The sequence below is a fragment of the Stenotrophomonas sp. YJH_SMC_130 genome (genome assembly GCF_059369035.1).
Window position 1 is genome coordinate 26,650 of the sequence record NZ_JCAFSH010000003.1, and the last position, 23,958, is coordinate 50,607.

Here is a 23,958-nt window from a genome sequence, read left to right on the forward strand (position 1 = left end):
AGGTAAGTTACCCTGACCGTTCTACCGGAGACGCTGCATGACGCCCCGCTACGTGCTGGCCATCGACCAGGGCACCACCAGTTCGCGCGCGATCCTGTTCGACCGTGCCGGCGACATCATCGGCAGCGCGCAGCGCGAGTTCGCGCAGATCTTCCCGCAACCCGGCTGGGTCGAGCATGACCCGCGCGAGATCCTTACCAGCGTCTATGCCACGCTGACCGAACTGCTCAGCCGCGGGCAGATCGACCCGCGTCATATTGCCGCACTGGGCATCACCAACCAGCGCGAAACCACCGTGGTCTGGGACCGTGCCACCGGCCAGCCGATCCACAACGCCATCGTCTGGCAATCGCGGCAGAGCCACGCCATCTGTGAACGCCTGAAGTCCGAAGGCCATGAAGCGCTGATCCGCGAGCGGACCGGCCTGCTGATCGATGCCTATTTCTCTGCGACCAAGGTGCGCTGGATCCTTGACCACGTGGAAGGTGCGCAGCAGCGCGCCGAACGTGGCGAGCTGCTGTTTGGCACCGTCGACAGCTGGCTGGTGTGGAACCTCAGCGGTGGGCAGGCGCATGTGACCGACTACAGCAACGCGGCGCGCACGCTGTTGTTCAACATCCACACGCTGGACTGGGATGACGATCTGCTGGCCCTGCTCGACATCCCGCGCGCGATGCTGCCGCAGGTGCGCGACTCCAGTGCGGTGTACGCACACACCCGGCCGCAGTTCTTCTTCGACCACCCGATCCCGATCGCCGGCATCGCCGGTGACCAGCAGGCCGCACTGTTCGGCCAGGCCTGTTTCCAGCCGGGCATGGTCAAGAACACCTATGGCACCGGTTGCTTCATGTTGATGCATACCGGCGCGCAGGCGGTGCGGTCGCGCAACGGCCTGCTGACCACCATTGCCTGGGGCCTGGACGGGCGCGTGGAGTATGCGCTGGAAGGGTCGATCTTCATCGCCGGCTCGGTGGTGCAGTGGCTGCGCGACGGACTGCGCATGATCGAACGCGCCAGCGACAGCCAGGCACTGGCCGCGCAGGTGCCCGACAGCGGCGGCGCCTATCTGGTGCCGGCGTTTGTCGGCCTGGGTGCGCCCTATTGGCGCAGTGATGTGCGCGGTGCGATGTTTGGATTGACCCGTGGCACGCGCAAGGCGCACTTCGTGCGCGCCGCGCTGGAAGCGATGGCCTACCAGACCCGCGACGTGCTCGATGCCATGCAGTCCGATGCCGCTATCGCACTGACTGAGCTGCGCGCTGATGGCGGTGCGATCGGCAACGACTTCCTGGCCGGCTTCCAGGCAGACATCCTCGGTGTGCCGCTGCTGCGGCCGCGGTTGACCGAAACCACCGCGCTCGGTGCGGCCTATCTGGCCGGCCTGGCCGTCGGGTTCTGGTCCAGCCGCGAACAGATCGCTGCACAGTGGGGCCTGGACCGGCGCTTCGAGCCACAGATGGAGGTGTCGCGGCGCGAGAAGCTGTATGCGGGATGGCAGCAGGCCGTGGCGGCTACCCTCGCCTTCCACGTCGATTGAAACCGCGCCCCCCGTCCTGCTGCGACATCTGGGTTGACCCTGTAGAGCCGAGCCATGCTCGGCTGCCGTTGTTGGGGCGCCGCAAAAAAGCAAAGCCGAGCATGGGCTCGGCTCTACAGGGAAGGCAGTGTCGACCAAGGTCGACACTCACCATTCAAATCAACAGATCAGCCGCAATCAGAACGCCGGCAGCACCGCGCCCTTGTACTTGGTCTCGATGAAGGTCTTTACCTGCGGGCTGGTCAGGGCCTTGGCCAGCTTCTGCACACGGGCGTCGTCCTTGTTGTCCGGGCGCGCGACCAGGAAGTTCACGTACGGCGAATCCTTGCTCTCGATCGCCAGCGCATCCTTGGTCGGGTTGAGGCCGGCGTCCAGCGCATAGTTGGTGTTGATCAGGGCCAGATCGACCTGGTCCAGCACGCGCGGCAGCATCGCCGAGTCCAGCTCGCGGAATTTCAGGTTCTTCGGGTTGGCGGTGATGTCACGCTGGGTCGACAGCGCGTTGGCCGGGTCCTTCAGTTCGATCACGCCGGCCTTGTGCAGCAGGATCAGCGCGCGGCTGTTGTTGCTCGGATCGTTCGGGATCACCACGTCGGCACCGTCGCGCAGCTCGGCCAGCGACTTGACCTTGCGCGAGTACGCACCGAACGGCTCGATGTGCACGCCGATCACCTTCACCAGGTCGGTCTTGCGGTCGCGGTTGTAGGCATCCAGGTACGGCTCGGTCTGGAAGTAGTTGGCGTCCACCTGCTTCTGCACCAGTTGGTCGTTGGGCTGCACGTAGTCGTTGAATACGCGCACGTCCAGGTCCACGCCTTCCTGCTTGAGGATCGGCTTGACCACCTCGAGGATCTCGGCATGCGGCACGGCCGTGGCGGCCACCACCAGCTTCTGCGAGGGCTCGCCGGACTTGCCGCAGGCGGTCAGGGCCAGCGCAGCGGCGAGCAGGGACAGCAACAGGGTCTTCTTCATGGGGGACGGGGTTCTCGGGGGGAGTGTCAGGATTTTTCGTAGTTGCTCAGGGCCAGCTCAAGCAGCGCCTTGGCCTGCTCGCGCAGCATGATCGGCTCGATGATCTCGGCATCCGAACCATAGTGCAGCACGTCCATCAGCAACTCTCGCGAGACGCTGTACGGCACCTTCAGTTCGTAGCGGCCATCGGCCAGGAAACGACCCTGCTGCTTGGAATGCCAGTGCTCGTCGGCCACCCAGCGCGCAGCCTTGGCGCTGAACAGGATGGTCGCCCAGCCCTTCGGGGCACCCGAAAAAATGCCATAGCTGGCGCCGAGCTGCTCGTCCAGCTCGCTGTCGGCGACATCGCGGGCGGCATTGTCGATTACCCGTGCCTTGTGGATGCGGTCCACCGCGAAACTGCGCAGCGCCTCGCGGTCATGGTCCCAGGCATCCAGGTACCAGTTGTCGCGATAATGGGTCAGGCGCTGCGGCGAGACGGTGCGCTTGGTCGGCTCGTCGGTGGAGCGGGCGCGGTACTCGAACGCCAGCTGGCGGCGCTCCAGCACCGCCGAGGCCACGCTGCGGAAGCTGCCTTCGTCGAACTTGCGGCCACGGTGCGGAATCACCCGCACGCGGTCGACCGGCCAACTGGAAACACCGGCCTGCGCCGCCAGCAGGCTCTCGATGCGCTGCTGCAGCGGCGCCAGCACCGACGACAGCACGCCGCCGCCGGTACGCGCCAGCAGGTGCTGCGAGGCCAGCAGGGCATGCAGCTCCTCCGAGCTGAGCCACAGGCCGGGCAGCTCGAAGCGGTCGCTCTCGTCGGCCTGGTAGCGGAAGCCGGCCTCGCCGTCGCCCTCGATCGGTGCCATCAGCGCATCGCGCAGGAAGGCCAGGTCGCGATAGACGGTGGCACGGGAACAACCGAGCTTGTCCTGCAGGGTCGCCACCGTCACCGGATAGCGCGCGGACTTGAGCAGACGATGCAGGGCGGTGATGCGTTCGTATCGGTCCATACCCCCGATTATGTCCGAGTCGCGGGTCTTGTGTGGAACGTTTGGGCTATCGTGGTCGCCCCCACCCCATGGAATGCCCGATGCGCCGGTTGCCTGCCCTGTCCCTGCTGGCCTGCCTGCTGCTGGCCGCCTGCGATCGCGCGCCGGCGCCGGCGGGCACCGCGGCCCCGCTACCCTCCGCCGATCCGGCACAGGCGGTGCTGGGCGCCAGCCAGCGTTTCGCCGCCCTGCGCAGCTTCCACGCCGAACTGGAGGTGCTGGGCGCGCCGCAGCGGGTACGCAGCGCCATGGACTTCGTTGCACCCGACCGTTTCCGGGTGGAGACCCCGGCCGGGCCGCAGACCATCATCGGCGACACCCTGTTCCTGCAGGCCGACGGTGCGATCCGCCAGGTGCCGGCCCCGCCCGGCCTGCTCGAGCAGTGGCGCAACCCGCTGCCCGCCGACGCCCTGCCCGCCGACCTGAAGGCCGAAGACCTCGGCAGCCAGGCGCTGGACGGGGTCGAGACCCGTCACTACCGGCTGCGCGGCAGCCAGCCCGGCGAACGCCTGGAGTACTGGGTGGATGCCCAGGGCCTGCCACGCCAGATCGTGCGCAGCGGCAGCAGCAATGGCCGCAGCTTCCAGCTGCGCCTGCGCTATTCGCGCTTCAACGACCCCGCATTGCGTGTCGATCTGCCCTGAATAGGCGATCGCGGCAACGTTCGCTGAAGCACGCTTTGGATCGATTCGGACCGCCATCACGCTTCCAGTATCATCACCGGCTGTTAACCGTTCCGGAGAAGCCTCGATGTCCCTGCGCGTGTCCCTGCTGATCCCCCTGCTGCTGTGTGCGCCGCTCGCATACGCGCAGGATGCCTCCGAACTGGCGGCGATGTCCTCGCCGTGGAGTGGCAGCGGCGGCGAGCTCGGCTTTGCCTCGGCACGCGGCAACAGCAGCACCGAGAGCTTCAACGGCCGCCTGCGCCTGCGCTACACCGACGGCGACTGGGTGCACAGCATGGACCTGTTCGGCCTGCGCTCCAGCTCCAAGGTGACCGAGACCAATGACGACGGCACCACCACCCGCCGCAGCAACACCACCGCCAACCGCTACACCGGCAGTGCGGGCAGCGCGCTGCAGCTGGGCGAGCACCGCCAGCTGACGGCCACGGTGCGTACCGAGCGCGACGACTTCGCCACCTACGACCGCCAGAGCTCGTTCGGTCTGGGTTACGGCACCCGCCTGTGGAACACCGAGCGCTTTTCGTTCGACGCGCAGATCGGCCCCGGCGTGCGCCGTACCCACAGCACCGAGGATGACCGCACCCGTACCGGCATGATCGGCCGTGGCCTGTTCGACCTGAAGTACTCGCTGACCGACAACACCGACCTGGTGAACACGCTGCTGGTCGAGTCCGGTTCGTACAACACCTTCGGCCAGAACGACTTCGGTGTCTCGGTGAGCATGAACGAGCACCTGGCGCTGAAGGCCGGCTGGCAGGCGCGTTACAACAGCGACGTCGCTGTCGACAAGCGCAAGACCGATACGCTGACCACGATGAACGTGGTCTACAAGTTCAAATAAGCAGAACGGGCGCCCAGGGCGCCCGTTTCGTATTTGTAGAGTCGAGCCGTGCTCGACTTGAGCGCGAAGCCCGGGATTTTCCCGGCGAAGAGCAGCCGAGCATGGCTCGGCTCTACAGACATCGGGGCTCAGACGTTCAGCAGTTCGCCAGCACCATCGTCCAGCAGCAGCTTCGCCACCTGCTGGCCCAGCGCTTCCGGATCGCGGGCCGGGCCCACCGCTTCGGCACGCACGGCGCGGCCATCACTGGCGCTGCCGACCAGGCCCTGCAGGTGCAGGTCGTCGCCCTGCCACTGCGCGATCGCCGCCACCGGCACGTGGCAGCTGCCATGCAGCGCGCGGTTCATGGCCCGCTCGGCTTCCACGCAAGCGCGCGTGGCGGCGTCATCAAGCGTGGCGAACAGCGCCATCAGGCGCGTGTTGCCTCCGTCGCACTCTACCGCCACCGCGCCCTGCGCCGGCGCCGGCAGCCACTGCGGCGGTTGCAGGCGCGCGACGATGCGCTCGCCCAGGCCCAGGCGCTCGAGGCCGGCCACCGCCAGCACGATGGCGTCGTAGCCACCGTTGTCGAGCTTGGCCAGGCGAGTATTGACGTTGCCGCGCAGGTCCAGCAGTTCCAGGTCCGGGCGCAGCGCGCGCAGCTGGGCCTGGCGGCGCAGCGACGAGGTGCCGACCCGCGCGCCGATCGGCAGCGCGTCCAGCGAGGCGTACAGGTTGGAGACGAAACCATCGGCCGGGTCGTGCCGGGTCAGCATCGCCGGCAGCGCGAAGGGCGCGTCCAGTTCCATCGGCACATCCTTCAGCGAGTGCACGGCGCAGTCGGCCTCGCCCCGCAGCATGGCCAGCTCCAGTTCCTTCAGGAACAGGCCCTTGCCACCGATGGCGGCCAGCGAGCGGTCCAGCACCTCGTCACCGCGGGTGCTCATCGGCACCAGTTCCACGTGCAGGCCGGGGTGGGCCTGGCGCAGGCGGTCGGCGACGTGTTCGCTCTGCCAGAGGGCGAGCGGGCTCTTGCGGGTAGCGATGCGGACAGTTTCCATCCGGTCATTATCGCGCCTTCGGCGCGGATACGGCCAACGGCGGAGCCCCTCGTGGCTGGCTGGGGGGCGTGAAAGCAACAGCCGTGCTTGGCCGGGCGGGATGGACTGCGCAGGGGCCGCTGCAAGTACGTCCATGTAAGCTCGGTCGCCGCATCCATGCGGCTCACGCCCCTGCGCAGCCCATCCCGCCCGGCCTCTGACAGTTTCCGTGTGCGCCAGCCACGGAAGATCAAAAGAAAGGAGCAGAAGCAAAAGCAACAGCCGGCGGCTTCCGGGGTCAGATCCCTTTTCCGCAGGAAAAGGGATCTGACCCCTCTTTCCAAGCCAACAACACCAAAGGTCTTGCTGTCCGACGAAGTAGACAACGAGAGGGTTGGGCCGGGGTGGGGGCGCGGGACCGTTGGCGCCATGGATGGCGCCATCGAGCCCCCATGGAAGGGTTTACGGCGTGTCCCGCGCCCCCACCCCGGCCCGACCCAGCACGTAGCAACACCGAGCCATGAAACGCTGTTGCTGTTGCTGTTGCTTTCGATGTTGCTCGCAAGCAGTCGCGGCCGCAGGCCGCGCGGGACTCTCACAAGTGCCGCAGTTCCTGCTTCAGCGTCGCCACGCACCGGCGGCTGACTTCCAGCGGCTGCTTGCCATGCCGCAATACCGCCTGCACCTGCCCGCCCGAGCCCCGACGCAGCTCCACCAGCTCGTGGCGTGCCACCAGGCAGTTGCGATGGATGCGGATGAAACGACTGGCGAACTCTTCTTCCAGCGACTTCAGCGATTCCTCGATCAGGTCCTCGCCGCGCGCGTGGTGCACCACCACGTACTTCTCCTCGGCCTGCAGGTAGTGGATATCGTCCAGCGGAATCAGGCGCAGGCTACCGCGCAGGCGTGCGCACAGCACGCTGCGTGCCTGCTGCCCGCTGTGCTCCTGTGGCCGGCCACCGCGGCCGGCCAGGAACGTGCGCGCACGCGCGATCGCCGCCGCCAACCGTTCGGCACGCACTGGCTTCATCAGGTAGTCGATCGCTGCGGCCTCGAACGCCGACAGCGCATGCGCATCGTAGGCGGTGCAGAACACCACCGCTGGCCGGGGTTCGAAGCTGGCCAGGTGGCGGGCCGCTTCCAGGCCATCCAGCCCGGGCATCGCGATATCCAGCAGGACCAGGTCCGGCTGCAGCTCCGCGCACGCGTGCAGGGCCTGCTCACCGTTGCCGGCCTCGGCCACCACGTCCACGCCGTCCTGTGCCGCCAACAGGCTGCGCAGGCGCTCGCGCGCCAGCGGTTCGTCGTCGGCGATGACTACCCTCACGATCGTTCCCTCACTGGATCGGCACTGTCACCTGGCAGGCATAGTAGCCCTCGCTCCAGCCAGCCGTCATCCGCGCGGCGCTGCCGAAGCGCCAGGCCAGCCGATGGCCGATGCTGTGCTGGGCATGGCCGGCGCCGCGTGCCAGCGCCAGCCCCGGCGCCTGCGGATCGGGTGCCGGGTTGCGTACGCGGATCTGCAGCTCATTGCCCTCGCGCGCCAGCTGCAGTTCGATGGTGCCGCCGTCGGGCAGGCGCGAGATGCCATGCAGCACGGCATTTTCCACCAGCGGCTGCAGTACCAGCCTTGGCAAGGGCAGGTCCCATGGCAGCGGCTCGTCGCGCTGCCAACGCACCTGCAGGCGTTCGCCCAGGCGCAGCGATTCGATCGACAGGTAGCGCTCGGCCAGCTCGCATTCGTCGCGCAGGGTGGAATCGCCCTCGCCCGCCCCCAGCGCGGCACGGAACAGATCGGACAGGTCCAGCACCGCGCGCTCGGCGACTGCCGGGTCACGATGCAGCAGGCTGGCGATCAGGTTCATGCTGTTGAACAGGAAATGCGGGCGGATACGCGCCTGCAGCGCGTCGGCCTGCGCGCGCGCGTTGGCCTGGACCTGCGCGGCCCAGCGATCGCTTACGTAGAAGTAGCGCAGCGCCAGCGCGGCGATCAGCGCCGTGGTTGCCGCGCTGCCGAGGGTGAAACGCCAGAAGCTGATGCCACTGGCGAAGTTGTCGCCCAGCACCGCGTACAGCGCGTGCACGATGCCGGCGCAGACCACCGCGATCAGGGTGGCCAGCACGGTCGCCGCAATGGCGCCCATCACCGGCGGCAGCCGCGACAGGGTCGGCCGCAGCAGGCACAGGCTGGCGGTCACCGCCAGCGCCAGCCACAGCGCGAATCCGCTGGCCGACAGCAGTTCGCCGAAGGTCCAGTGACGGCTGCCGTCCGGCGCCAGCGCCAGTACCACCACCACCAGCTCGGCCAGGCCGAGCATCGCCGCCAGCCGTGGCAGGCGGCACAGTTCCGGCATCCACGGCGGTGTGCTGGCCGGCGACATGGCTCAGGCGGCGCCCAGGCGTTCCTGCAGCCAGTCACCCAGTGCCTGGATCTCCTCGGCGCAGACCTGGTGGGCCATCGGGTAACTGTGCCACGCCACATCCAGGCCCAGCGTACGCAGCGCCTGCGCGCTGTGCGCGGCGACGGCCTGCGGGATCACCGGGTCGCCACTGCCATGGGCCATGAACACCGGCACCTGCACCGCGCCGTCAACACGCGTGGCGCTGTCGGCTTCGGGCAGATAGGTCGACAGCGCGATCAGGCCGGCCAGTGGCGCGGTACGCGAGAGCGCGGCCGTCAGGATGATCGCCCCACCCTGCGAGAAGCCTGCCAGGAAGATCTTCTCCGGCGCGATGCCGCGCTCGATCTCGCGCGCGATCAGTGCGTCCAGCTGCACCACCGATTCCTGCACGCCGGCCATGTCGGCGCGCGAACGGAAGTCCATGCCGACGATGTCGTACCAGCCGCGCATCGGCACGCCGTTGTTGATCGTGATCGGCCGCACGGGTGCGTGCGGGAACACGAAGCGCAGCGCCGGCCAGTGCGGCCGCACCAGTTCCGGCACGATCGGCGCGAAATCATGGCCGTCGGCGCCGAGGCCGTGCAGCCAGATCACCGACCACTGCGGCGAGGCGCCGGTTTCCTGTTCCACCGTTTGCAGCATGATGCGGCTCCTTCAAGTTCGAGCCGCATTATGCCGCTGGCGCGGGGCAATCAGTACAGCGGCGGTTGCTCGGCCGCTTCCCGCCGCAGCTGCGCGGCGCGTACCAGCACCGGTGGCGGAATGTTCTCTTCGGGAATATCGAGCAGGCCGAGGCGATGCAGGAAAGCACCGGGGCCGCGCGAGGAGGTCAGCGCCACCACCGGAACGGCCAGAACCATGCCGATCACCACCGGCGCCATCCAGGCCGCCAGCGACGGCGATACCGCCCAGGCCAGCACGCCCATGAAGGCGCCGAACACCCCCAGGCCACCGTAGCCACGGATCAATGCCATCCACGAAATGCCGCCGTCGTCACGCTGCTGCGCGTCCCAGCCGGAATCGCGCCCGGACAACACTTCGGCCACGCCGCGTGACTGCACGTACATCACCACCGGCGCCATCAGCGCGGCGAGCACGGTTTCCACCAGCATCGATACGAAGGCACGGATCGGACCGCCACAACCGCGGCGGTCGACCGGGTCCAGCAGCATTGCCAGGTAGCCGAGCACCTTGGGCAGCAGCAGCACCGCCATGGTGGCGGCGAACAGGCGCACCACCTGCTCTTCATCCTGTGCGCGCCAGTACACGCTGGGCGACAGGTGCAGCAGGGCGTTGAAATCGATGCCTTCCTGGAACAGCGGGATGGCGATGCCGATCAGCATCAGCATGGCCCACATCGGTGCGGTGAAATAGTGGCCGATGCCGATCAGCATGTGCGTGCGGCTGATCCAGTGCAGCCCGCGGCTGCCGACCACCTTGCCGTGCTGCAGGTTGCCCTGGCACCAGCGGCGGTCGCGCACCAGCAGGTCGGTCAGCGTCGGCGGGCCTTCCTCGTAACTGCCACCGAGGTAGGGCACCATGTGCGCGGCCCAGCCGCCACGACGCATCAGCGCCGCTTCGACGAAATCGTGGCTGAGCACGTGGCCGCCGAACGGCTTGCGCCCGGGCAGCGCCGGCAGGCCGGCGTGGTCGGCGAAGGCACGGGTACGGATGATGGCGTTGTGGCCCCAGTAGTTGCTCTCGGCACCGTGCCACCAGGCCACGCCGCGGGCGATCACCGGCCCGTACACGCGGCCACCGAACTGCTGCATGCGCGCGAACAGGGTGCGGCCGCCGATCACCGACGGCAGGGTCTGGATCAGTCCGACGTCGGCGTTGTGTTCCATGCCGGCCACCAGGCGCACGATGCTGTCGCCGGTCATCAGGCTGTCGGCATCAAGGATCAGCATCTGCGGATAGGCACCGCCGAAGCGGCGGACCCAGTCGGCGATGTTGCCGGCCTTGCGCCCGCTGTTGTCACCACGTCGACGATAGAACAGGCGCGTCTGCCCCTCCGGGACACGCTCGCGCAGCTCGGCGAACACCTGTTCCTCGGCAGCGGCGATGTCCTCGCGGCGGGTGTCGCTGAGCACGAAGAAGTCGAAGCGGTCGAGCTGGCCGGTGGCCGCCACCGACTCGTAGATCGCCTGCAGGCCCGCCAGCAGGCGGCGCGGGTCTTCGTTGTAGGTCGGCATCAACAGCGCAGTACGGCTGTGCACGGCCGGCAACGGCTTGTCCGGGTCGATGCCGAGCCGATAGCCCCGGTCGAACACAGCGGTCAGGAAGCCGGCCAGGGCGCTGGCAAACGAGAGCGCGATCCAGGCAAACAGGCCGACGAACAGCACCAGCAGGCAGGCTTCGAGCACGCTGATGCCATTGGCCGACAGCACCCGCCACATCATCCGCGTAGCCACGGCGGTCATGCCGAGCGTGCCACCAAACAGGTACAGCCGGCGCAGGCCGATCAAGCGCGGCGAGGTGCGATGCCGCCGGACCTTCAGCGCGCCTTCGCGCAGGGTCTGTTCGGGCATCGGCAACGGCGATTCAGCGGGCAGCAGCGCCCAGCCGGCATCGAGCCGGGGCGTTCCTGCTTCCGCATGGATGGTCTGCACCCCCATCGTCGCTTACTCCGCGCCGTCGGCACGGCCGGCCATCCCGGCCGGGCTGCATGCACCAAGGTTCCCGGCACGCTTTCCCGGCGCCCGCACTTGTCCTGGCTGTGTCGGCCTCACGCCGCACAGTCGATGTCTGTCACTACCGGAACCCACACGATCTCCAACGGGGCGGAATCGAAAATGCGGCCCAGTCTAGGGCGCAGAATGTAAGCCGGGTGCGAAGGTCTACACCGGGATTTGTCCCCATTCAGCAAATAGCAGGCGATCACGCCAGGGCATGGCCAGATGTCATTGCATCGCCCCCGGTACTGGATCGTAACAAACGCGAACGGTTATCATTTAATCAACCAGGCAGGTCACCGTCCTCCGCACGGCCGCGACCCACCCAGCTGCGCCGGTCCTGACCGCGCACCCGACGACCCACGGAAGGGGGGCTGCCTGCTGTCTGCCTGCGCCTGCTGCTTCCACCGGGTCACCCCACCTCCCATGGAAGCCGTCATGTCCCTGTCGTCCCGTTCCCGTTCCGCGCGCCTGCCGCGCACCCGCCTGGCCACCGCCTGCCTGCTGGCCCTGCCCGGCCTGGCCGCCGCAGAGGCCGCCGCCGATGCATCCACCAAGGACCTGGATACCGTAGTGGTCACGGCTTCAGGCAGCCAGCAGTGGATCAAGGATGCCCCGGCCAGCATCAGCGTGATCAGTCGTGAGGACATCGAGCGCCAGCCGGTACCGGACCTGGCCGCCCTGCTCAGCCGCGTACCGGGCGTGACCGGCGGCCTCAGCGCCGTCGGCGAGCAGTCCAAGATCAAGCTGCGTGGCATGCCGTCCAACTACACGCTGGTGCTGGTGGACGGCAAGCGCATGGGCAGCTCGGCCTCGACCCACTATCGCCCCGACCTCGGTCGCCAGGACCTGAACTGGATCTCGCCGGACCAGATCGAGCGCATCGAAGTGGTGCGCGGGCCGATGTCGTCGCTGTATGGCTCCGATGCGATGGGCGGGGTGATCAACATCATCACCCGGCGCATCGGCGACGAATGGAACGGCAGCGCCACCCACAGCTACACCCGCCCGGCTGACGGCAAGCGCGGCGATACCCAGCAGATCGGCGCCACGTTCTCCGGACCGCTGGGCGAACGCTTCGGCCTGCGCATCGGCGCCAACAGCATGCGCCGCGATTCGGACCGCTCCAACGGCGGTGTCTACGGCAACGCCTATGCCGGCGAGAAGGACCGCAACGTCGATGCGCTGCTGCAGTGGAAGCTGAGCGACGCACAGGAACTGTCGCTGGAAGCCGGGCACGGCGTGCAGCAGGCCTTCATCGATGCGTCGCTGGAAAAGCAGGACGAAGGTGCCTGGGGTGCCAGTGAGCTCAAGCGCAGCTCGCTGGCGCTCAACCACGATGGCAAGTGGCGCTTCGGCAATTCGAAGATCAGTGCGTACTGGACCGAGTACAGGAACGACATCGGTGCTGCCGGCCGTTCCGAAGCGACCGATACGATCATCGAGGGCAGCCTGACCACGCCGTTCACCCTCGGCGTTGAACACCAGTTCGCCGCAGGCGGCCAATGGAAGCGGCAGGAGCTGACCAACACCGACACCATCGGCCGCGCGCCGATCGACTATGCCGGCAACGCGGTCAGCGGCTCCACTCTGGACGTGGACACCTGGGCGCTGTTTGCCGAGGACGAGCTGAAACTGCACCGCACCCTGGCCCTGACCGTGGGCGCGCGCCTGGACCATCACGAGCAGTTCGGCGGCCACGTCAGCCCGCGTGGGTACCTGGTGTGGCACCCGGCCGAACAGTGGACGATCCGCGGTGGCGTCTCCAAGGGCTTCCGTGCGCCCAGCCTGACCGAGAACTCGGCCAGTGCCGCTACCCAGTCCGGGGGCCGCGGCTGCACCTCGCTGATCCCGCTGGGCTACACCCGCGGCGGGTGCTACATGGCCGGCAACCCGGACCTGGATCCGGAGACCAGCACCAACCGCGAGATCGGCATCAGTTTCGACAATGACCTGATCGATGTCGGCGTGACCTATTTCCACACCGACTTCCGGAACAAGATCGAGTACGCACCACTGGGCCGGTTCAACGGCATCTGGTGGACGCGCATGAGCAACGTACAGCGCGCGCGCACCCGAGGCATGGAAGGCAACCTCAACGTCCGCTTCGGCGAGCAGTGGCGCTGGCGCACCTCGGCGACCTGGATGAAGGAAGCCAGGAACCTGACCACCGGCCGCAACCTGATCGATACACCGGAGTTCTCCGGCTATTCGTCGCTGGACTGGGCGCCCAGCACGGTGTTTTCCGGCAGCCTGTCGGCGCAGTACACCGGCAGGCAGACCGGCACCGCCACGACCTTCCTCAAGGCCTATACGCTGTATGACCTGACCGCGGCCTGGAACGTCAACGAAGTGCTGACCCTGCGCGGTGGCGTCAGCAACCTGGCCGACAAGAAGCTGTATGCGGAAGGCTCCACCGACTACTTCGTCGCCGGGCGCAGCTACTTCCTGAGCATGACCGCGCGGTTCTGACCGGCGGCACGCGCCGTGATCGCGCTGGCGACATGCCAGCGCGATCGACGGTGTTGCGGGTTACTCGCTTTCCAGCGCGGCCGGAGCCGCATCCCGCGTGGCGGCCGTGCGCGCACGGTCCATCGCCACCGCCAGTTGCTGGCGTGCGAGCAGTTGTTGTGCCTGCACCACTTCAGGTGTCGGCAGGAGCACCGGTCCCGGTGCGTTTTCCGGTGTAGCAGGTGTGGTCATGCAACCTCCATGGACATCCCGCCGCCGCACGGGCTCAGCCGGGGCGGCAGCGGAACTGCGCACCCTATCCTAAAAACAAGGCGGGTGGGTGACGGCGCGGCGCTTGGCCGCAGGCGCGGGAACAAGGCAGGCGTCACATTCTTGACGCTAGCGCTTGGATCCTGAATAGGACTTGTCCTATCATGAAAACGTTTTCTCACAGGGATGTTTCCCAATGAATACCACCGACCTGTCCCAGTTCAGCCCGAAGTGGCAGTTCCGCTTCAACTTCTTCCGCCAGCACGGCGCCCCCAAGAACCCCGGCTTCAAGCAGGCCTGGAAGGCGCTGTCCTTTGGTGACCGCCTGAAGATCAACCTGAACTTCTTCGCGTTGTTCTTCGGTGCCATCTACCTGCTGATTCTCGGCATGTGGCGCAAGGCACTGGTGGTGATCGGCATCAACATCGCGCTGGCCATCGTCAGCATGTTCCTGCCGGATGTCGTCGGGCGCATGCTGTTCATCGCCATGAACCTGCTGGTCGCCTCCAGCACCAACTACAGCTACTACCTGGAAAAGGTGGAAGGACGCGCCAGCTGGAATCCGTTTGAAGGAATGTTCTGAGCCATCAGACCTGCGCGGGATGCGCGGCAAGGATGCATCCGACGCCCGGCAGCCGCCGGGCGTCTTCGTTTCCGGCATCAAGCCGCGCGGCGGGCCATGCCCTCCGGCTCGGCCTGCAGGCGGAAGCGCGACACCGCCACTGCCAGCTGCTCGGCCTGCTCCTCCATCGCACGGGCGGCGGCACTGGCTTCCTCCACCAGCGCGGCGTTCTGCTGGGTGGTTTCGTCCATCTGCACCACGGTCTGGTTGACCTGCTCGATGCCGGCCGACTGTTCGCGCGACGCGGCCGAGATCTCGGCCATGATCTCGTTGACCCGGCCGACCTGACCGACGATGTCCTGCATGGTGCGCCCCGCACCGTGCACCAGCTGCGCGCCGGCACCGACCTGGGCCACCGAGGCGTCGATCAGCTCCTTGATCTCCTTGGCAGCACCCGCCGAGCGCTGCGCCAGCGCCCGCACTTCACTGGCCACCACTGCGAAGCCACGGCCCTGTTCACCGGCGCGCGCCGCTTCCACTGCGGCGTTCAGCGCCAGGATGTTGGTCTGGAACGCGATGCCATCGATCACCGAGATGATCTCGGCGATACGCTGCGAAGACGCCTCGATCTGCTCCATGGTGTGCACCACCTGGCTGACCACCTGGCCGCCTTCGCTGGCCACGCCCGCTGCGGAACCGGCCAGCGTGTTTGCCTGCAGCGCATGGTCGGCATTCTGGCGCACGGTGGAGGTCAGTTCTTCCATCGACGCGGCGGTTTCTTCCAGGTTGGCGGCCTGCTGCTCGGTGCGGCGCGACAGGTCGCTGTTGCCGGCGGCGATCTCACCGGCGGCCAGGCGGATGCTGGCCGCCGACTGCTGGATCTGGCCGACGATCTGGGTCAGCTGCTGCACGGTGCTGTTGGCATCGTCGCGCATCACCGCAAACACGCCGTGGAAGTCGCCCTGCATGCGCGCACTGAGGTCACCGGCGGCGATCGCGCGCAGCAGCGTCGACAGTGCCGCCAGGTTGTGGTCGCTGACCTGCATCATTGTGTTCAGGGTCTCCACCATGCGGCGGAAATCATGCTCGAAGCGCAGTGCATCACCGCGCACAGCGAAGTCACCGGCGGCGGCGGCGGCGGCCAGTTGCTGGATCTGCTCGTTGATCGCGGCCAGGTTGCGCTTGGTGGTCGCCATTGCGGCAGTGAACACCGCCTTCTCGCCCGGCAGCACTTCCATGTCCACGCTGAGGTCGCCCACGGCATAGCGCTGCATCACTTCAACCAGGCGCTGGGTGACCGCATTGCTGGAGGCCACCAGCTGGTTGCTGTCGGCCACCATGCGGCCGTACTCGCCCGGGAAGGCCGCAGCATCCATGCGATAGCTGAGTTCACCGGCATCGTGCCGGCGCGCCATTTCGGCCTGCGCAGCCATCACCGACTGCAACTGCCCACGCATGCCCTGCATTGCGTCCAGCAGGCGCCCCACTTCGTCGTTGCTGCGCGCCGGCAGCGTGCTGTCCAGCTTGCCGGCGGCGACATCGCCGGCCACGCGTACCGCTTCGGCCAACGGGCGGATCGCCAGGCGGCGCAGCAGCACGTAGACGCCGGCGCTGAGGGTCAGCGCGGCGATCACGCCGACCAGCAGGGTCAGCCACAGCAGCTGGCGTGCCTCAGACACGATCACCGCATGCGGCATCACCACGCCCAGCGCGAAGCGTTGCGGGGCGTCGCCCACGCGCAGCGGCACATACACGCGTACATTGCCGGCTGCGTCGGGGCTGAAGGCATCGAACGGACGGTCGGCGGCGATGTCGGCCAGCATGCTGCGGGTCAGGGCATCGTTGCGCGGCTTGCCGATCTCGGCGGCATTGGCCGAGGCCAGCACCACGCCCTTGGGCGACAGCAGTTCGACGCGGCCAGCCCCCATCGGCTTCAGCGTTGACAGGTGCTTCTGCAGCGCTGCCAGCGAGAAGTCGACAGTGAACACGCCCAGGAATCTGCCGTTCTCGATGATCGGCGTGCTCAGGGTGCTCATGAGCACCTTCTGGCCGGCGATGTCATAGGCGTAAGGTTCGCTGACCTTCGGCAGCTTGTCGCGGCTGGGCACCATGTACCAGTCACCGGAACCGCTGGCAGTCTCGGTGTAGTCGGTCATCACCGACTGCTGCGGTTTGCCGTCTTGCCAGGCCCAGTAGCTCATGTAGCGACCGGTGGCATCGTGTGCTTCGGTATTGACGAACTCCGCATCCTTGCCGTCGAAGGCATCGGCCTCCCACATGGTGCTCTTGCCCAGCCATTGAGGATGAGCACGCAGCTGTTCGCCGAGCACCGCCGCCAGACTGGCGCGGTCGGGTATATCACCACGGGCACGCTGGGCCAGCACAGCCTCGACCATGGCGTCATTGCTGGCGAAAGCGGTGCCCAGATCAGCCGCCACCTGGCGCGCCTCAGCGTTGGCCTCGCTGGTCATGGTCTGGCGCGAGGCGCTGATCAGACTGGCGCTGGCCTGCCGGTAGATCAGGAAGGCGGTCAGGCCGAAGCACAGCAGCGCGATCACGGCGGTGCCCAGCATCAACTTGTGGGCGATGCTGCCCGGGCGTTGGGCAGCGGCAGAGCGGGAAGAAGACATGGGAGGGTCCGCAAGGCAGTTCAGGACGACCGGCACCACGAGGGCACCGCGCAGGCGCGCGATCCGTCGCGCAGGCCACCGGCCGCCGGGGCGCGCCCGGCGCTGGAAGCGCACTGAGTTAGCGGCCGCCCGCCAACGAGGTTGAGGCGGTCGGCCTGCACATTCCTGAATCCGCTCAGGGTCGGCTCAACGCTCCCCCTCTCGCGATGCCCTCACTCGGCCACGCGGTCCTTGATCCACTGTGCCCGCGGCAGTACCTCGATGCTGCCGACGGCATACTGCTGAAGCACGTCGTCCGGCCCGAAGCACGGTTGCCAGCCCAGCTCGCCGCGCAGGCGGGCACTGTCGTAGACACGGTCGATGCTCAATGGCAGCGGCCAACCACGGCGTTCGAACTCGGCCAGCAGCTGCGGCGCGCGACGGGCCAGCACGCTGCGCGGGTGGGTGGCCAGCTCCAGGCAGTCCTCGCGCCGGAACGGCGTCGGGGCACAGGCGAGGTAGCGCGCGAACCGGGCGCCTTCGTCGAGCAGCAGTGCAGCATGTGCGCTGGCCACATCGCGGGCGTCGATACCGCGATGCAGGCGGAACATCGCCATCCGTTCGGGCGGTTCCGGAAAACACCGGCCCATGCGCAGCACGCGAACGCTGAAGCCCGGCGTGGCGGCGGCTTCGGCCAGGGTCTCTGCCTGCAGCTTGGTACGGTGGTAGATCGTGCGCGGCAGCGGCTCGGTGTCTTCGTCGATCCAACGGCAGCCACCGGCCACCACGGCATGGCCATACAACGCAGTGGTGCTGGTCAGCACGAAGCGCCGTGCACCGGCTTCGCGTGCCGCCTGCAGCAGGTGTGCGGTGGCCTCCACGTTGATCTGCTGGAACACCGCATCCGGCACCAGGCCGACATGTGGGGCATGCAGGGCCGCGGTATGGATGACTGCATCCACGCCCTGCACCGCGCGCGCGACGGCCTGCCGATCGCTGACATCGGCAATGATGCGCGTGGTGGCAAACGGACTGCGGTCCAGCCCCACCACTTCGTGGGCAGCCGCCAACGCACCGAAGATCGCGCGCCCGATGCGGCCGGAACTGCCGGTCAACAGAATCTTCATTGAGTCCATTCACTCGAAGCGCCCGGGAACTACCGGGATGCTTCGATTCTAGGCATGCAATCGCGCATCCGCGATAGGACAGCCATGCAATCGTGCGTTCATCTTGACGACTTCGCAGGCGCCAGCAGTTGCCGCGCGATGAACAGCGGATCGTCGCCGCCGGCCACATCAGGCCTCACGCCAGTACGTTCCCAGTTTCCACCGGTGCGCAGATTGATGGGTTGCCGGTCGGGAATACTGATCTGATAGCCATCGGGCAGCAGCACAGGATCACCAAACATATGCGCGGCACCGCCACTGCGCGTGCCGACAATCCGCGCGCGGCCCAGTGCCTGCAGCGAATAGGCGACGAATTCGGCCGCCGAAGCGGTGCGGCGATCGATCAGCACCACCAGCGGTTTCAGGTACGCAGGCAGGCTGGCAGGCGGCAGCGGTGCCGGCGTGCGCCGGCCGCGCTGGTCCAGCTGCTGCACCGCGTCGATCTTCGCGTCCGGCAGCGTGCGTACCAGCAGGTCGGCACTTGCATCGTCGCCGCCCCCGTTCTGGCGCAGATCCAGCACCAGGCCATCGGTGTCGGCCAGCAGGGTGAGGGCCGCAGCGAACTTCGGGCGCGCCAGATCCAGCGGATAGAAGGTACTCAGTCGCAGGTAGCCAATGTTGCCCTCCATCACCCGCACCTCGCGCACGCCGGCACCATTGCTGCGGGCATCGGCGCGCCAGGCCATCAACCAGTCGTCCTGGCCGGCCGCTGCATCCACGCGTTCAACGTGGACGAACCCATCACGCCGGCCTGGGTGAAGGGTGCAGTTCGTCCTAGCCACGCAGGGCGATGCGCGCAGCGGCGTACCTGCGCCGTGAAAAGCAGTACGGTGCGGCGTGAAGGCAGCCGCACCGGTGCGGACACTCCGTTAGCCGGGAACCGGCAAGGATGAGCTTCCCTTCCATGCAACGGGAGCCTTCCCATGGCCGACCAGCACCACGGCACTTCCCATCGTGGCTTCGCCTCGATGGACCAGGACAAGCAGCGCGCGATCGCCGCAAAGGGAGGACGCGCCGCGCATGCGTCCGGCAATGCACATGAGTTCAGCCCGGCCGAGGCACGCGTGGCCGGCCGCAAGGGCGGCGAGGCGATCAGCCGCAACCGACAGCACATGGCAGCGATCGGCCGCGAAGGCGGGCACGCTCGCCACGCCAATGCACGGCAGCAGCGGCAAGCGGCCGAAGCGACGCCAACGGGGGACGGTCCACAACGCCAGCAGGGCTGACCGCGGCGCGTTCAGGCGCGCCTGTGCTGCCGGAGCAGCCCGGATGCCGCGAGCAGGGCCAGCACGCCGGTAGACGGTCATCGTCCCGCGCGCACCGTCAGGCGTGGGCGAGGATGTTCAACAGCCGACCGAACGGATCGCGGACGAAGAAGCGCCGAACGCCCCAGGGTTCGTCGGCCGGGCCATATTCCAGCGCGATGCCGGCCGCGCGCATGCGCTGGAGCACGTCCTGCAGATTGTCCACTTCGATCGACAGGTCCGGCACCGGCGTGCCTGAGCCTCCTTCACTGGCGAAGCTGACCTGCGCCAGCGCACTGCCCTGCCCGCCGTGGGTGACGATCCAGCCATGGTCCATCACCACCGGCATGCCGAGCAGCTCGCCATAGAACGCCGCGGCACGTGAGGGATCGGGCGTGGCGATGTTGGCGACGACACGCTTGACGGCCATGTTCCACTCCGCCAGGAAGAATGTGTCGAGACTGCCCGACCTTGCGCACGAACAGAAGAGCCCCGTCACGGACGGGGCCCGTCTTCAGCCGAGCATGGCTGGGCTTACACCGCGCCGCAGCGCTCCATGACACATCGATCGTATTCGTACTGGCATTCCATGGCATCACCACCACCGGACACACATGCCTGGTAACCCTTCCAGCAGGGTAGATCGCAGGGCTGGACCGGTCCGGCCACGGCCACCGAGCCGCTGCAGGCCAACGCGAACACAACACCGGCGATCACTTTCCCGAAAGTACGCATCGACATCGCTCCTTGATAAACCTGGTGAGCCCAGGCCGGGCCACCTTAGCGCTGCACACGGGACGCTGGGTGAAGGCCGATGCCGCTCGACTCAGCGGTGCAGCAACCCCAGCACACGCAGCTGCCCGGCCAGCTCATCAATGTTGCGCCACGGCAGGATCGGCGAATTGCCGCGCTCGTCCGGCGGGTTGTCCGGCAGCGCATCGGACCCGCCACCGGCCCCGGCAAGACGGCTCCAGCACCTCGAAAGAGAGTCACGGTGCGCTGCCCGGCGGAGCCGCCGCAGATGCCCGTCACAGAAAATTAACGCGTTCATAAAATTTTCTTCACATCACTGGGGGATGTCGCCTTGCCTTGCCGTTAACGGCCTTGTTGTCCGTCAACCAAGGAAGTTGTCCGATGAATCACCCGCTGTACGGCCGTTCGTCCCGCTCCCTGTCGCACCGCCCGCTGGCGCTTGCCGTCGCCAGCTCGCTGCTGCTGGCCACCACACTGCCAGCCATGGCCAGCGAATCACTCGAGGCCTGGCAGCAGCAGCGCCAGATGCAGGCTGCATGGGCGCAGCCTGCTGCCAACGCTGCACCCGCAGCGACGGCCGCTGCACCTGCCGCCAGCAGCACCGCCGTTCTTGGCAACCCGGGCGATCCGGCCAGCTGGCGCAGCGATGAATTCAACGCCGATTGGGGCCTGGCTGCGATGGGCGCGGACTACGCCTATGCACGCGGCCTGACCGGCAAGGGCGTACGCCTGGCGCTGTTCGATTCGGGCTCCGCGCTGGCGCATCCGGAGTTTGCAGGACGCAATACCTCCAGCATCACCATCGGTGCCGACTGCGCGACGCCGGGTGTGGTCGCGGGGACCGGTGCCTGCGGGCAGACACGCGGCGAACAGCCCGGCTACAACTACTACGGCCTCGGTGCCGGCGTTCCGGCCGCACTCGCGGCACGCCTCATCGCGGCCGGCCAGCCCTATGGCTTCAGCTACGCCGACCACGGAACGCATGTGCTTGGCACCATCGGCGCCAACCGCAATGGCACCGGCATGCATGGCGTGGCCTTTGGTGCGGATCTCACCGCCGCCCGCGTGTTCGGCGACACCTACTATGAGTGGCGCCTGGATCCGGACAACTACTATCGCCCGCGCGCGGTGTACCGCACCGATCCGGATGACGCCGCCACGCTGGATATGTATGCACAGATCCAGGCGCAGGGCGTGCGTGCCATCAACCACAGCTGGGGCATCTCCACGCGCAACATGACCGCCGCCGCGCTGGACCAGCAGTACGCCAACATCGGTGCCGACTACGGCGTGTACGGCAGCATCTACGCCAGCAATGGCGATACCCCGGGCTCCACCCTCATCCAGGTGTGGTCGGCTGGCAACGGCAGCGGCGCCGTCGCCGGAATCACGGCCGCCATGCCGCGCTGGAAGCCCGAACTGGAACCGTACTGGCTCGCGGTCGCCAACGTCCGCCGACCCAACGCCGCTGCGGGCGAAACCGACTATGTGATCGATGGCAGTTCCAGCATCTGCGGCGTTGCCGCCAACTGGTGCATCTCGGCACCCGGCACCGACATCGTCAGCACCATCGTGTCCGGCGATATCCAGGGCCGCGTCGAGAACACCTCCGCCTATGTGCGGCTGATCATCGACAGCGAGAACACCCAGTACGTCTATGGCACCAAGACCGGCACGTCGATGGCGGCGCCACACATCACCGGCGCGCTCGGCCTGCTGATGGAGCGCTTCCCCTATCTGGACAACGCGCAGGTGCGCGACGTGCTGCTGACCACCGCACGCGACCTCGGTGCAGCAGGCATCGATCCGATCTACGGCTGGGGCATGGTGGACCTGAAGAAGGCCATCGAGGGCTACGGCTCGCTGCGCGTGGACACCAACGTGGTGATGAACCAGAAGGCCGGCGGCCTGAAAGTCTGGGAAGGCGATGCCTGGGACAACTGGACCAACGACATCGGTGGCCCTGGCAAGCTGACCAAATCCGGTATCGGCTGGCTGCGCCTGAGCGGCAACAACAGCTTCAACGGCGCGGTACTGCAGGACGGTACGCTGGAATTGAACGGCGCCAACACGCTTGCCTCGGCGGTCGAAGTAAAGGGCGGCCAGTTGCTGCTCAACGGCAGCCTGGTCTCCACCGCACTGACCACTACCGGTGGCGTGAGCACGGTCAGCGCCAGCGGCGTGTTGAACAACAGCAACCTGGTGATCAACGGCGGCGTGGTGTCCTTCAACGGCACGCAGACCGGCGGCACCACCACGGTCGGCGCCAACGGCCTGCTGAAGGGCGTCGGCACGCTCGGCAATACCCGCGTGGACGGCATCATCGCGCCGGGCAACTCGATCGGCACGCTGACCATCAACGGCAACTACGTGCAGGGTGCCACCGGCGTCTATGCCGCCGAGCTGGCCCCGGGTGGCCGCAGTGACCAGTTGCACGTGACCGGCACCGCCACCCTTGGCGGCACGCTGGTCGCGCTGCCGGAGCCGGGCGTGTACTACCTCGGCGAGCAGTTCAACTTCCTGCGTGCCGACGGAGGCGTCAACGGCCAGTTCGCCAAGACCGACTTCAGCGCGTTCTCCCCGTTCCTGCAGTTCAGCCTGGCCTACGGCACCAACGGCACGCGCATCGACGTCGCCCGTGGCGCTTCACTGACCACCGCCGCGCACACGCCCAACCAGCGTGCCGTGGCGGCCGCCGCCGACCTGCTGCCGATCGCCCAGGGCCTGCCCAAACCACTGACCCAGCTGTTCCCGCAGCAGGTTGGAGGCGTGCTCGATGGCCTCAGCGGCGAGCTGCATCCGGCCACGGCCATCGCCCTGGTCGAGGGCAGCCGCTACGTGCGCGATGCCGCGTTGTCACGCCGTGCCGGCGCCGCCGCGCCCGGTAGCGACGTGGGTGACGCGACGGGTGCATGGGTGCAGGCCATCGGTGGCAACAGCAAGCTGGACGGTGACGTCAACACTGCCCGCACCGAAGCCAACAGCAACGGCCTGCTGGTCGGCATCGACCGCGAGTTCTCCGGCTGGCAGGTCGGCGTGCTGGCCGGTACGGGCCGCACCGACGTGAAGCAGCAGGAGCGTCGTGCCAAGTCGAAGATCGACAACACGCACTTCGGTGCCTACGCCAGCCACAACTGGGGCGGTTTCGGCCTGCGCGGTGGTGTGGCGTGGAGCAGGCACGAGGTGAAGAGCACGCGTGATGTCGCCTTCGCAGGCTTCAGCGACAGCCTGAGCGCGCGCTACGACGCCCGCACCCGCCAAGCCTTCATCGAAGCCGGCTACCGCTTCGGTGGCCCGGAAGCCGGGCTGGAGCCCTACCTGCAGGTCGCACGCGTGGAAGTGGACCTCAAGCGCGTCAACGAACGCGGTGGAGCAGCGGCACTGCAGGGCAAGGTGGACGATACCGGAACCACGATTGCCACTGCCGGCCTGCGCTTCGACAAGGGACTGAAGGCTTCGTTCCAGCAGGACAGCTGGCTGCACCTGCGCGGTGGCGTCGGCTATCGCCGCGCTTCCGGTGATCGCAGCCAGGTCGCCAACCTGGCCTTCGCCAACGGAAGCACGACGTTTGCGGTCAACGGCGCGCCGATCGCCGACAACGCGGTGGTGGCCGAACTGGGTCTGTCGGCCTGGCTGACCGAGCGCCAGCAGCTGGAACTGGGCTACAGCGGCCAGTACGGCAGTGAAAGCCGCGACCACAGTGCGAATGTGCGCTGGTCGGTGCGGTTCTGATT

20 protein-coding genes and 1 pseudogene are annotated in these 23,958 nt (G+C 67.4%); 7 read left to right on the forward strand and 14 right to left on the reverse strand.

Going from position 1 to position 23,958, the window contains the following annotated elements:
- The first annotated feature begins 37 nt into the window (after positions 1-37).
- Positions 38-1,537, forward strand: a complete 1,500-nt coding sequence (gene glpK / locus AC5P5V_RS06355; protein WP_134969274.1) for a glycerol kinase GlpK — start codon at positions 38-40, stop codon at positions 1,535-1,537.
- 177 nt (positions 1,538-1,714) lie between these two features.
- On the opposite strand, the gene AC5P5V_RS06360 is transcribed toward glpK, so the two are convergent.
- The gene (locus AC5P5V_RS06360; protein ID WP_134969273.1) at positions 1,715-2,509 is read right to left on the reverse strand and encodes a MetQ/NlpA family ABC transporter substrate-binding protein; all 795 of its coding nucleotides are present in this window, start codon (positions 2,507-2,509) and stop codon (positions 1,715-1,717) included.
- A 26-nt stretch (positions 2,510-2,535) separates the two neighbouring features.
- Entirely contained in the window at positions 2,536-3,507 is a 972-nt protein-coding gene (locus AC5P5V_RS06365; protein ID WP_061479894.1) for a helix-turn-helix transcriptional regulator, read from the reverse strand.
- Positions 3,508-3,587: 80 nt separating this feature from the next.
- Between AC5P5V_RS06365 and AC5P5V_RS06370 the strand changes: the two genes are divergently transcribed.
- Together AC5P5V_RS06370 and AC5P5V_RS06375 are read left to right on the forward strand one after the other, a co-directional pair.
- Complete coding sequence (locus AC5P5V_RS06370) at positions 3,588-4,190, forward strand: DUF2092 domain-containing protein (RefSeq protein WP_231352303.1); 603 nt, start codon at positions 3,588-3,590, stop codon at positions 4,188-4,190.
- Between the two features lie 106 nt (positions 4,191-4,296).
- Positions 4,297-5,073: a DUF481 domain-containing protein gene (locus AC5P5V_RS06375; RefSeq protein ID WP_049413237.1), complete on the forward strand. Its 777-nt coding sequence runs from the start codon at positions 4,297-4,299 to the stop codon at positions 5,071-5,073.
- A 128-nt stretch (positions 5,074-5,201) separates the two neighbouring features.
- Here the strand turns inward: AC5P5V_RS06375 and hemC are convergent, their stop codons facing one another.
- The 5 genes from hemC to mdoH form a co-directional block, all read right to left on the reverse strand.
- Positions 5,202-6,113: a hydroxymethylbilane synthase gene (gene hemC / locus AC5P5V_RS06380; protein WP_061479896.1), complete on the reverse strand. Its 912-nt coding sequence runs from the start codon at positions 6,111-6,113 to the stop codon at positions 5,202-5,204.
- Between the two features lie 574 nt (positions 6,114-6,687).
- On the reverse strand, positions 6,688-7,419 hold the full coding sequence (locus tag AC5P5V_RS06385) for a LytR/AlgR family response regulator transcription factor (RefSeq protein WP_061478104.1): 732 nt from the start codon (positions 7,417-7,419) through the stop codon (positions 6,688-6,690).
- A gap of 10 nt (positions 7,420-7,429) precedes the next feature.
- The gene (locus tag AC5P5V_RS06390; RefSeq protein ID WP_061478105.1) at positions 7,430-8,473 is read right to left on the reverse strand and encodes a sensor histidine kinase; all 1,044 of its coding nucleotides are present in this window, start codon (positions 8,471-8,473) and stop codon (positions 7,430-7,432) included.
- Between the two features lie 3 nt (positions 8,474-8,476).
- Positions 8,477-9,136, reverse strand: coding sequence for an alpha/beta hydrolase (locus tag AC5P5V_RS06395; RefSeq protein ID WP_005419549.1), 660 nt, complete (start codon positions 9,134-9,136; stop codon positions 8,477-8,479).
- Between the two features lie 50 nt (positions 9,137-9,186).
- Positions 9,187-11,112: a glucans biosynthesis glucosyltransferase MdoH gene (mdoH, locus tag AC5P5V_RS06400; protein WP_005419550.1), complete on the reverse strand. Its 1,926-nt coding sequence runs from the start codon at positions 11,110-11,112 to the stop codon at positions 9,187-9,189.
- 495 nt (positions 11,113-11,607) lie between these two features.
- Between mdoH and AC5P5V_RS06405 the strand changes: the two genes are divergently transcribed.
- On the forward strand, positions 11,608-13,641 hold the full coding sequence (locus AC5P5V_RS06405; RefSeq protein WP_134969043.1) for a TonB-dependent receptor domain-containing protein: 2,034 nt from the start codon (positions 11,608-11,610) through the stop codon (positions 13,639-13,641).
- Between the two features lie 60 nt (positions 13,642-13,701).
- On the opposite strand, the gene AC5P5V_RS06410 is transcribed toward AC5P5V_RS06405, so the two are convergent.
- On the reverse strand, positions 13,702-13,872 hold the full coding sequence (locus AC5P5V_RS06410; protein WP_005419553.1) for a hypothetical protein: 171 nt from the start codon (positions 13,870-13,872) through the stop codon (positions 13,702-13,704).
- A 214-nt stretch (positions 13,873-14,086) separates the two neighbouring features.
- Between AC5P5V_RS06410 and AC5P5V_RS06415 the strand changes: the two genes are divergently transcribed.
- Positions 14,087-14,473, forward strand: a complete 387-nt coding sequence (locus tag AC5P5V_RS06415) for a DUF2628 domain-containing protein (protein WP_014648516.1) — start codon at positions 14,087-14,089, stop codon at positions 14,471-14,473.
- Positions 14,474-14,550: 77 nt separating this feature from the next.
- Here AC5P5V_RS06415 and AC5P5V_RS06420 read toward each other — a convergent pair whose 3' ends face one another.
- The 3 genes and pseudogenes from AC5P5V_RS06420 to AC5P5V_RS06430 form a co-directional block, all read right to left on the reverse strand.
- On the reverse strand, positions 14,551-17,082 hold the full coding sequence (locus AC5P5V_RS06420) for a methyl-accepting chemotaxis protein (protein WP_180871079.1): 2,532 nt from the start codon (positions 17,080-17,082) through the stop codon (positions 14,551-14,553).
- 212 nt (positions 17,083-17,294) lie between these two features.
- A complete protein-coding gene (locus AC5P5V_RS06425) occupies positions 17,295-18,188 on the reverse strand; it encodes an NAD-dependent epimerase/dehydratase family protein (protein ID WP_061478110.1) in 894 nt (297 codons plus the stop codon).
- Between the two features lie 98 nt (positions 18,189-18,286).
- Positions 18,287-18,970, reverse strand: a pseudogene (locus AC5P5V_RS06430) (S41 family peptidase); the annotation flags it as partial.
- Positions 18,971-19,150: 180 nt separating this feature from the next.
- On the opposite strand from AC5P5V_RS06430, the gene AC5P5V_RS06435 reads away from it, so the two are divergent.
- The gene (locus AC5P5V_RS06435) at positions 19,151-19,453 is read left to right on the forward strand and encodes a KGG domain-containing protein (RefSeq protein WP_134968116.1); all 303 of its coding nucleotides are present in this window, start codon (positions 19,151-19,153) and stop codon (positions 19,451-19,453) included.
- 97 nt (positions 19,454-19,550) lie between these two features.
- Here the strand turns inward: AC5P5V_RS06435 and AC5P5V_RS06440 are convergent, their stop codons facing one another.
- The 3 genes from AC5P5V_RS06440 to AC5P5V_RS06450 form a co-directional block, all read right to left on the reverse strand.
- Positions 19,551-19,901, reverse strand: coding sequence for a VOC family protein (locus AC5P5V_RS06440; protein ID WP_061478112.1), 351 nt, complete (start codon positions 19,899-19,901; stop codon positions 19,551-19,553).
- 104 nt (positions 19,902-20,005) lie between these two features.
- Positions 20,006-20,206 carry a hypothetical protein gene (locus AC5P5V_RS06445; protein WP_134968115.1) on the reverse strand — a complete coding sequence of 67 codons (201 nt, stop codon included), beginning with the start codon at positions 20,204-20,206 and terminating at the stop codon, positions 20,006-20,008.
- A 91-nt stretch (positions 20,207-20,297) separates the two neighbouring features.
- On the reverse strand, positions 20,298-20,522 hold the full coding sequence (locus AC5P5V_RS06450) for a hypothetical protein (RefSeq protein WP_231352307.1): 225 nt from the start codon (positions 20,520-20,522) through the stop codon (positions 20,298-20,300).
- A gap of 83 nt (positions 20,523-20,605) precedes the next feature.
- Between AC5P5V_RS06450 and AC5P5V_RS06455 the strand changes: the two genes are divergently transcribed.
- Positions 20,606-23,956, forward strand: a complete 3,351-nt coding sequence (locus tag AC5P5V_RS06455; protein ID WP_134968114.1) for an autotransporter domain-containing protein — start codon at positions 20,606-20,608, stop codon at positions 23,954-23,956.
- Positions 23,957-23,958 lie beyond the last annotated feature (2 nt).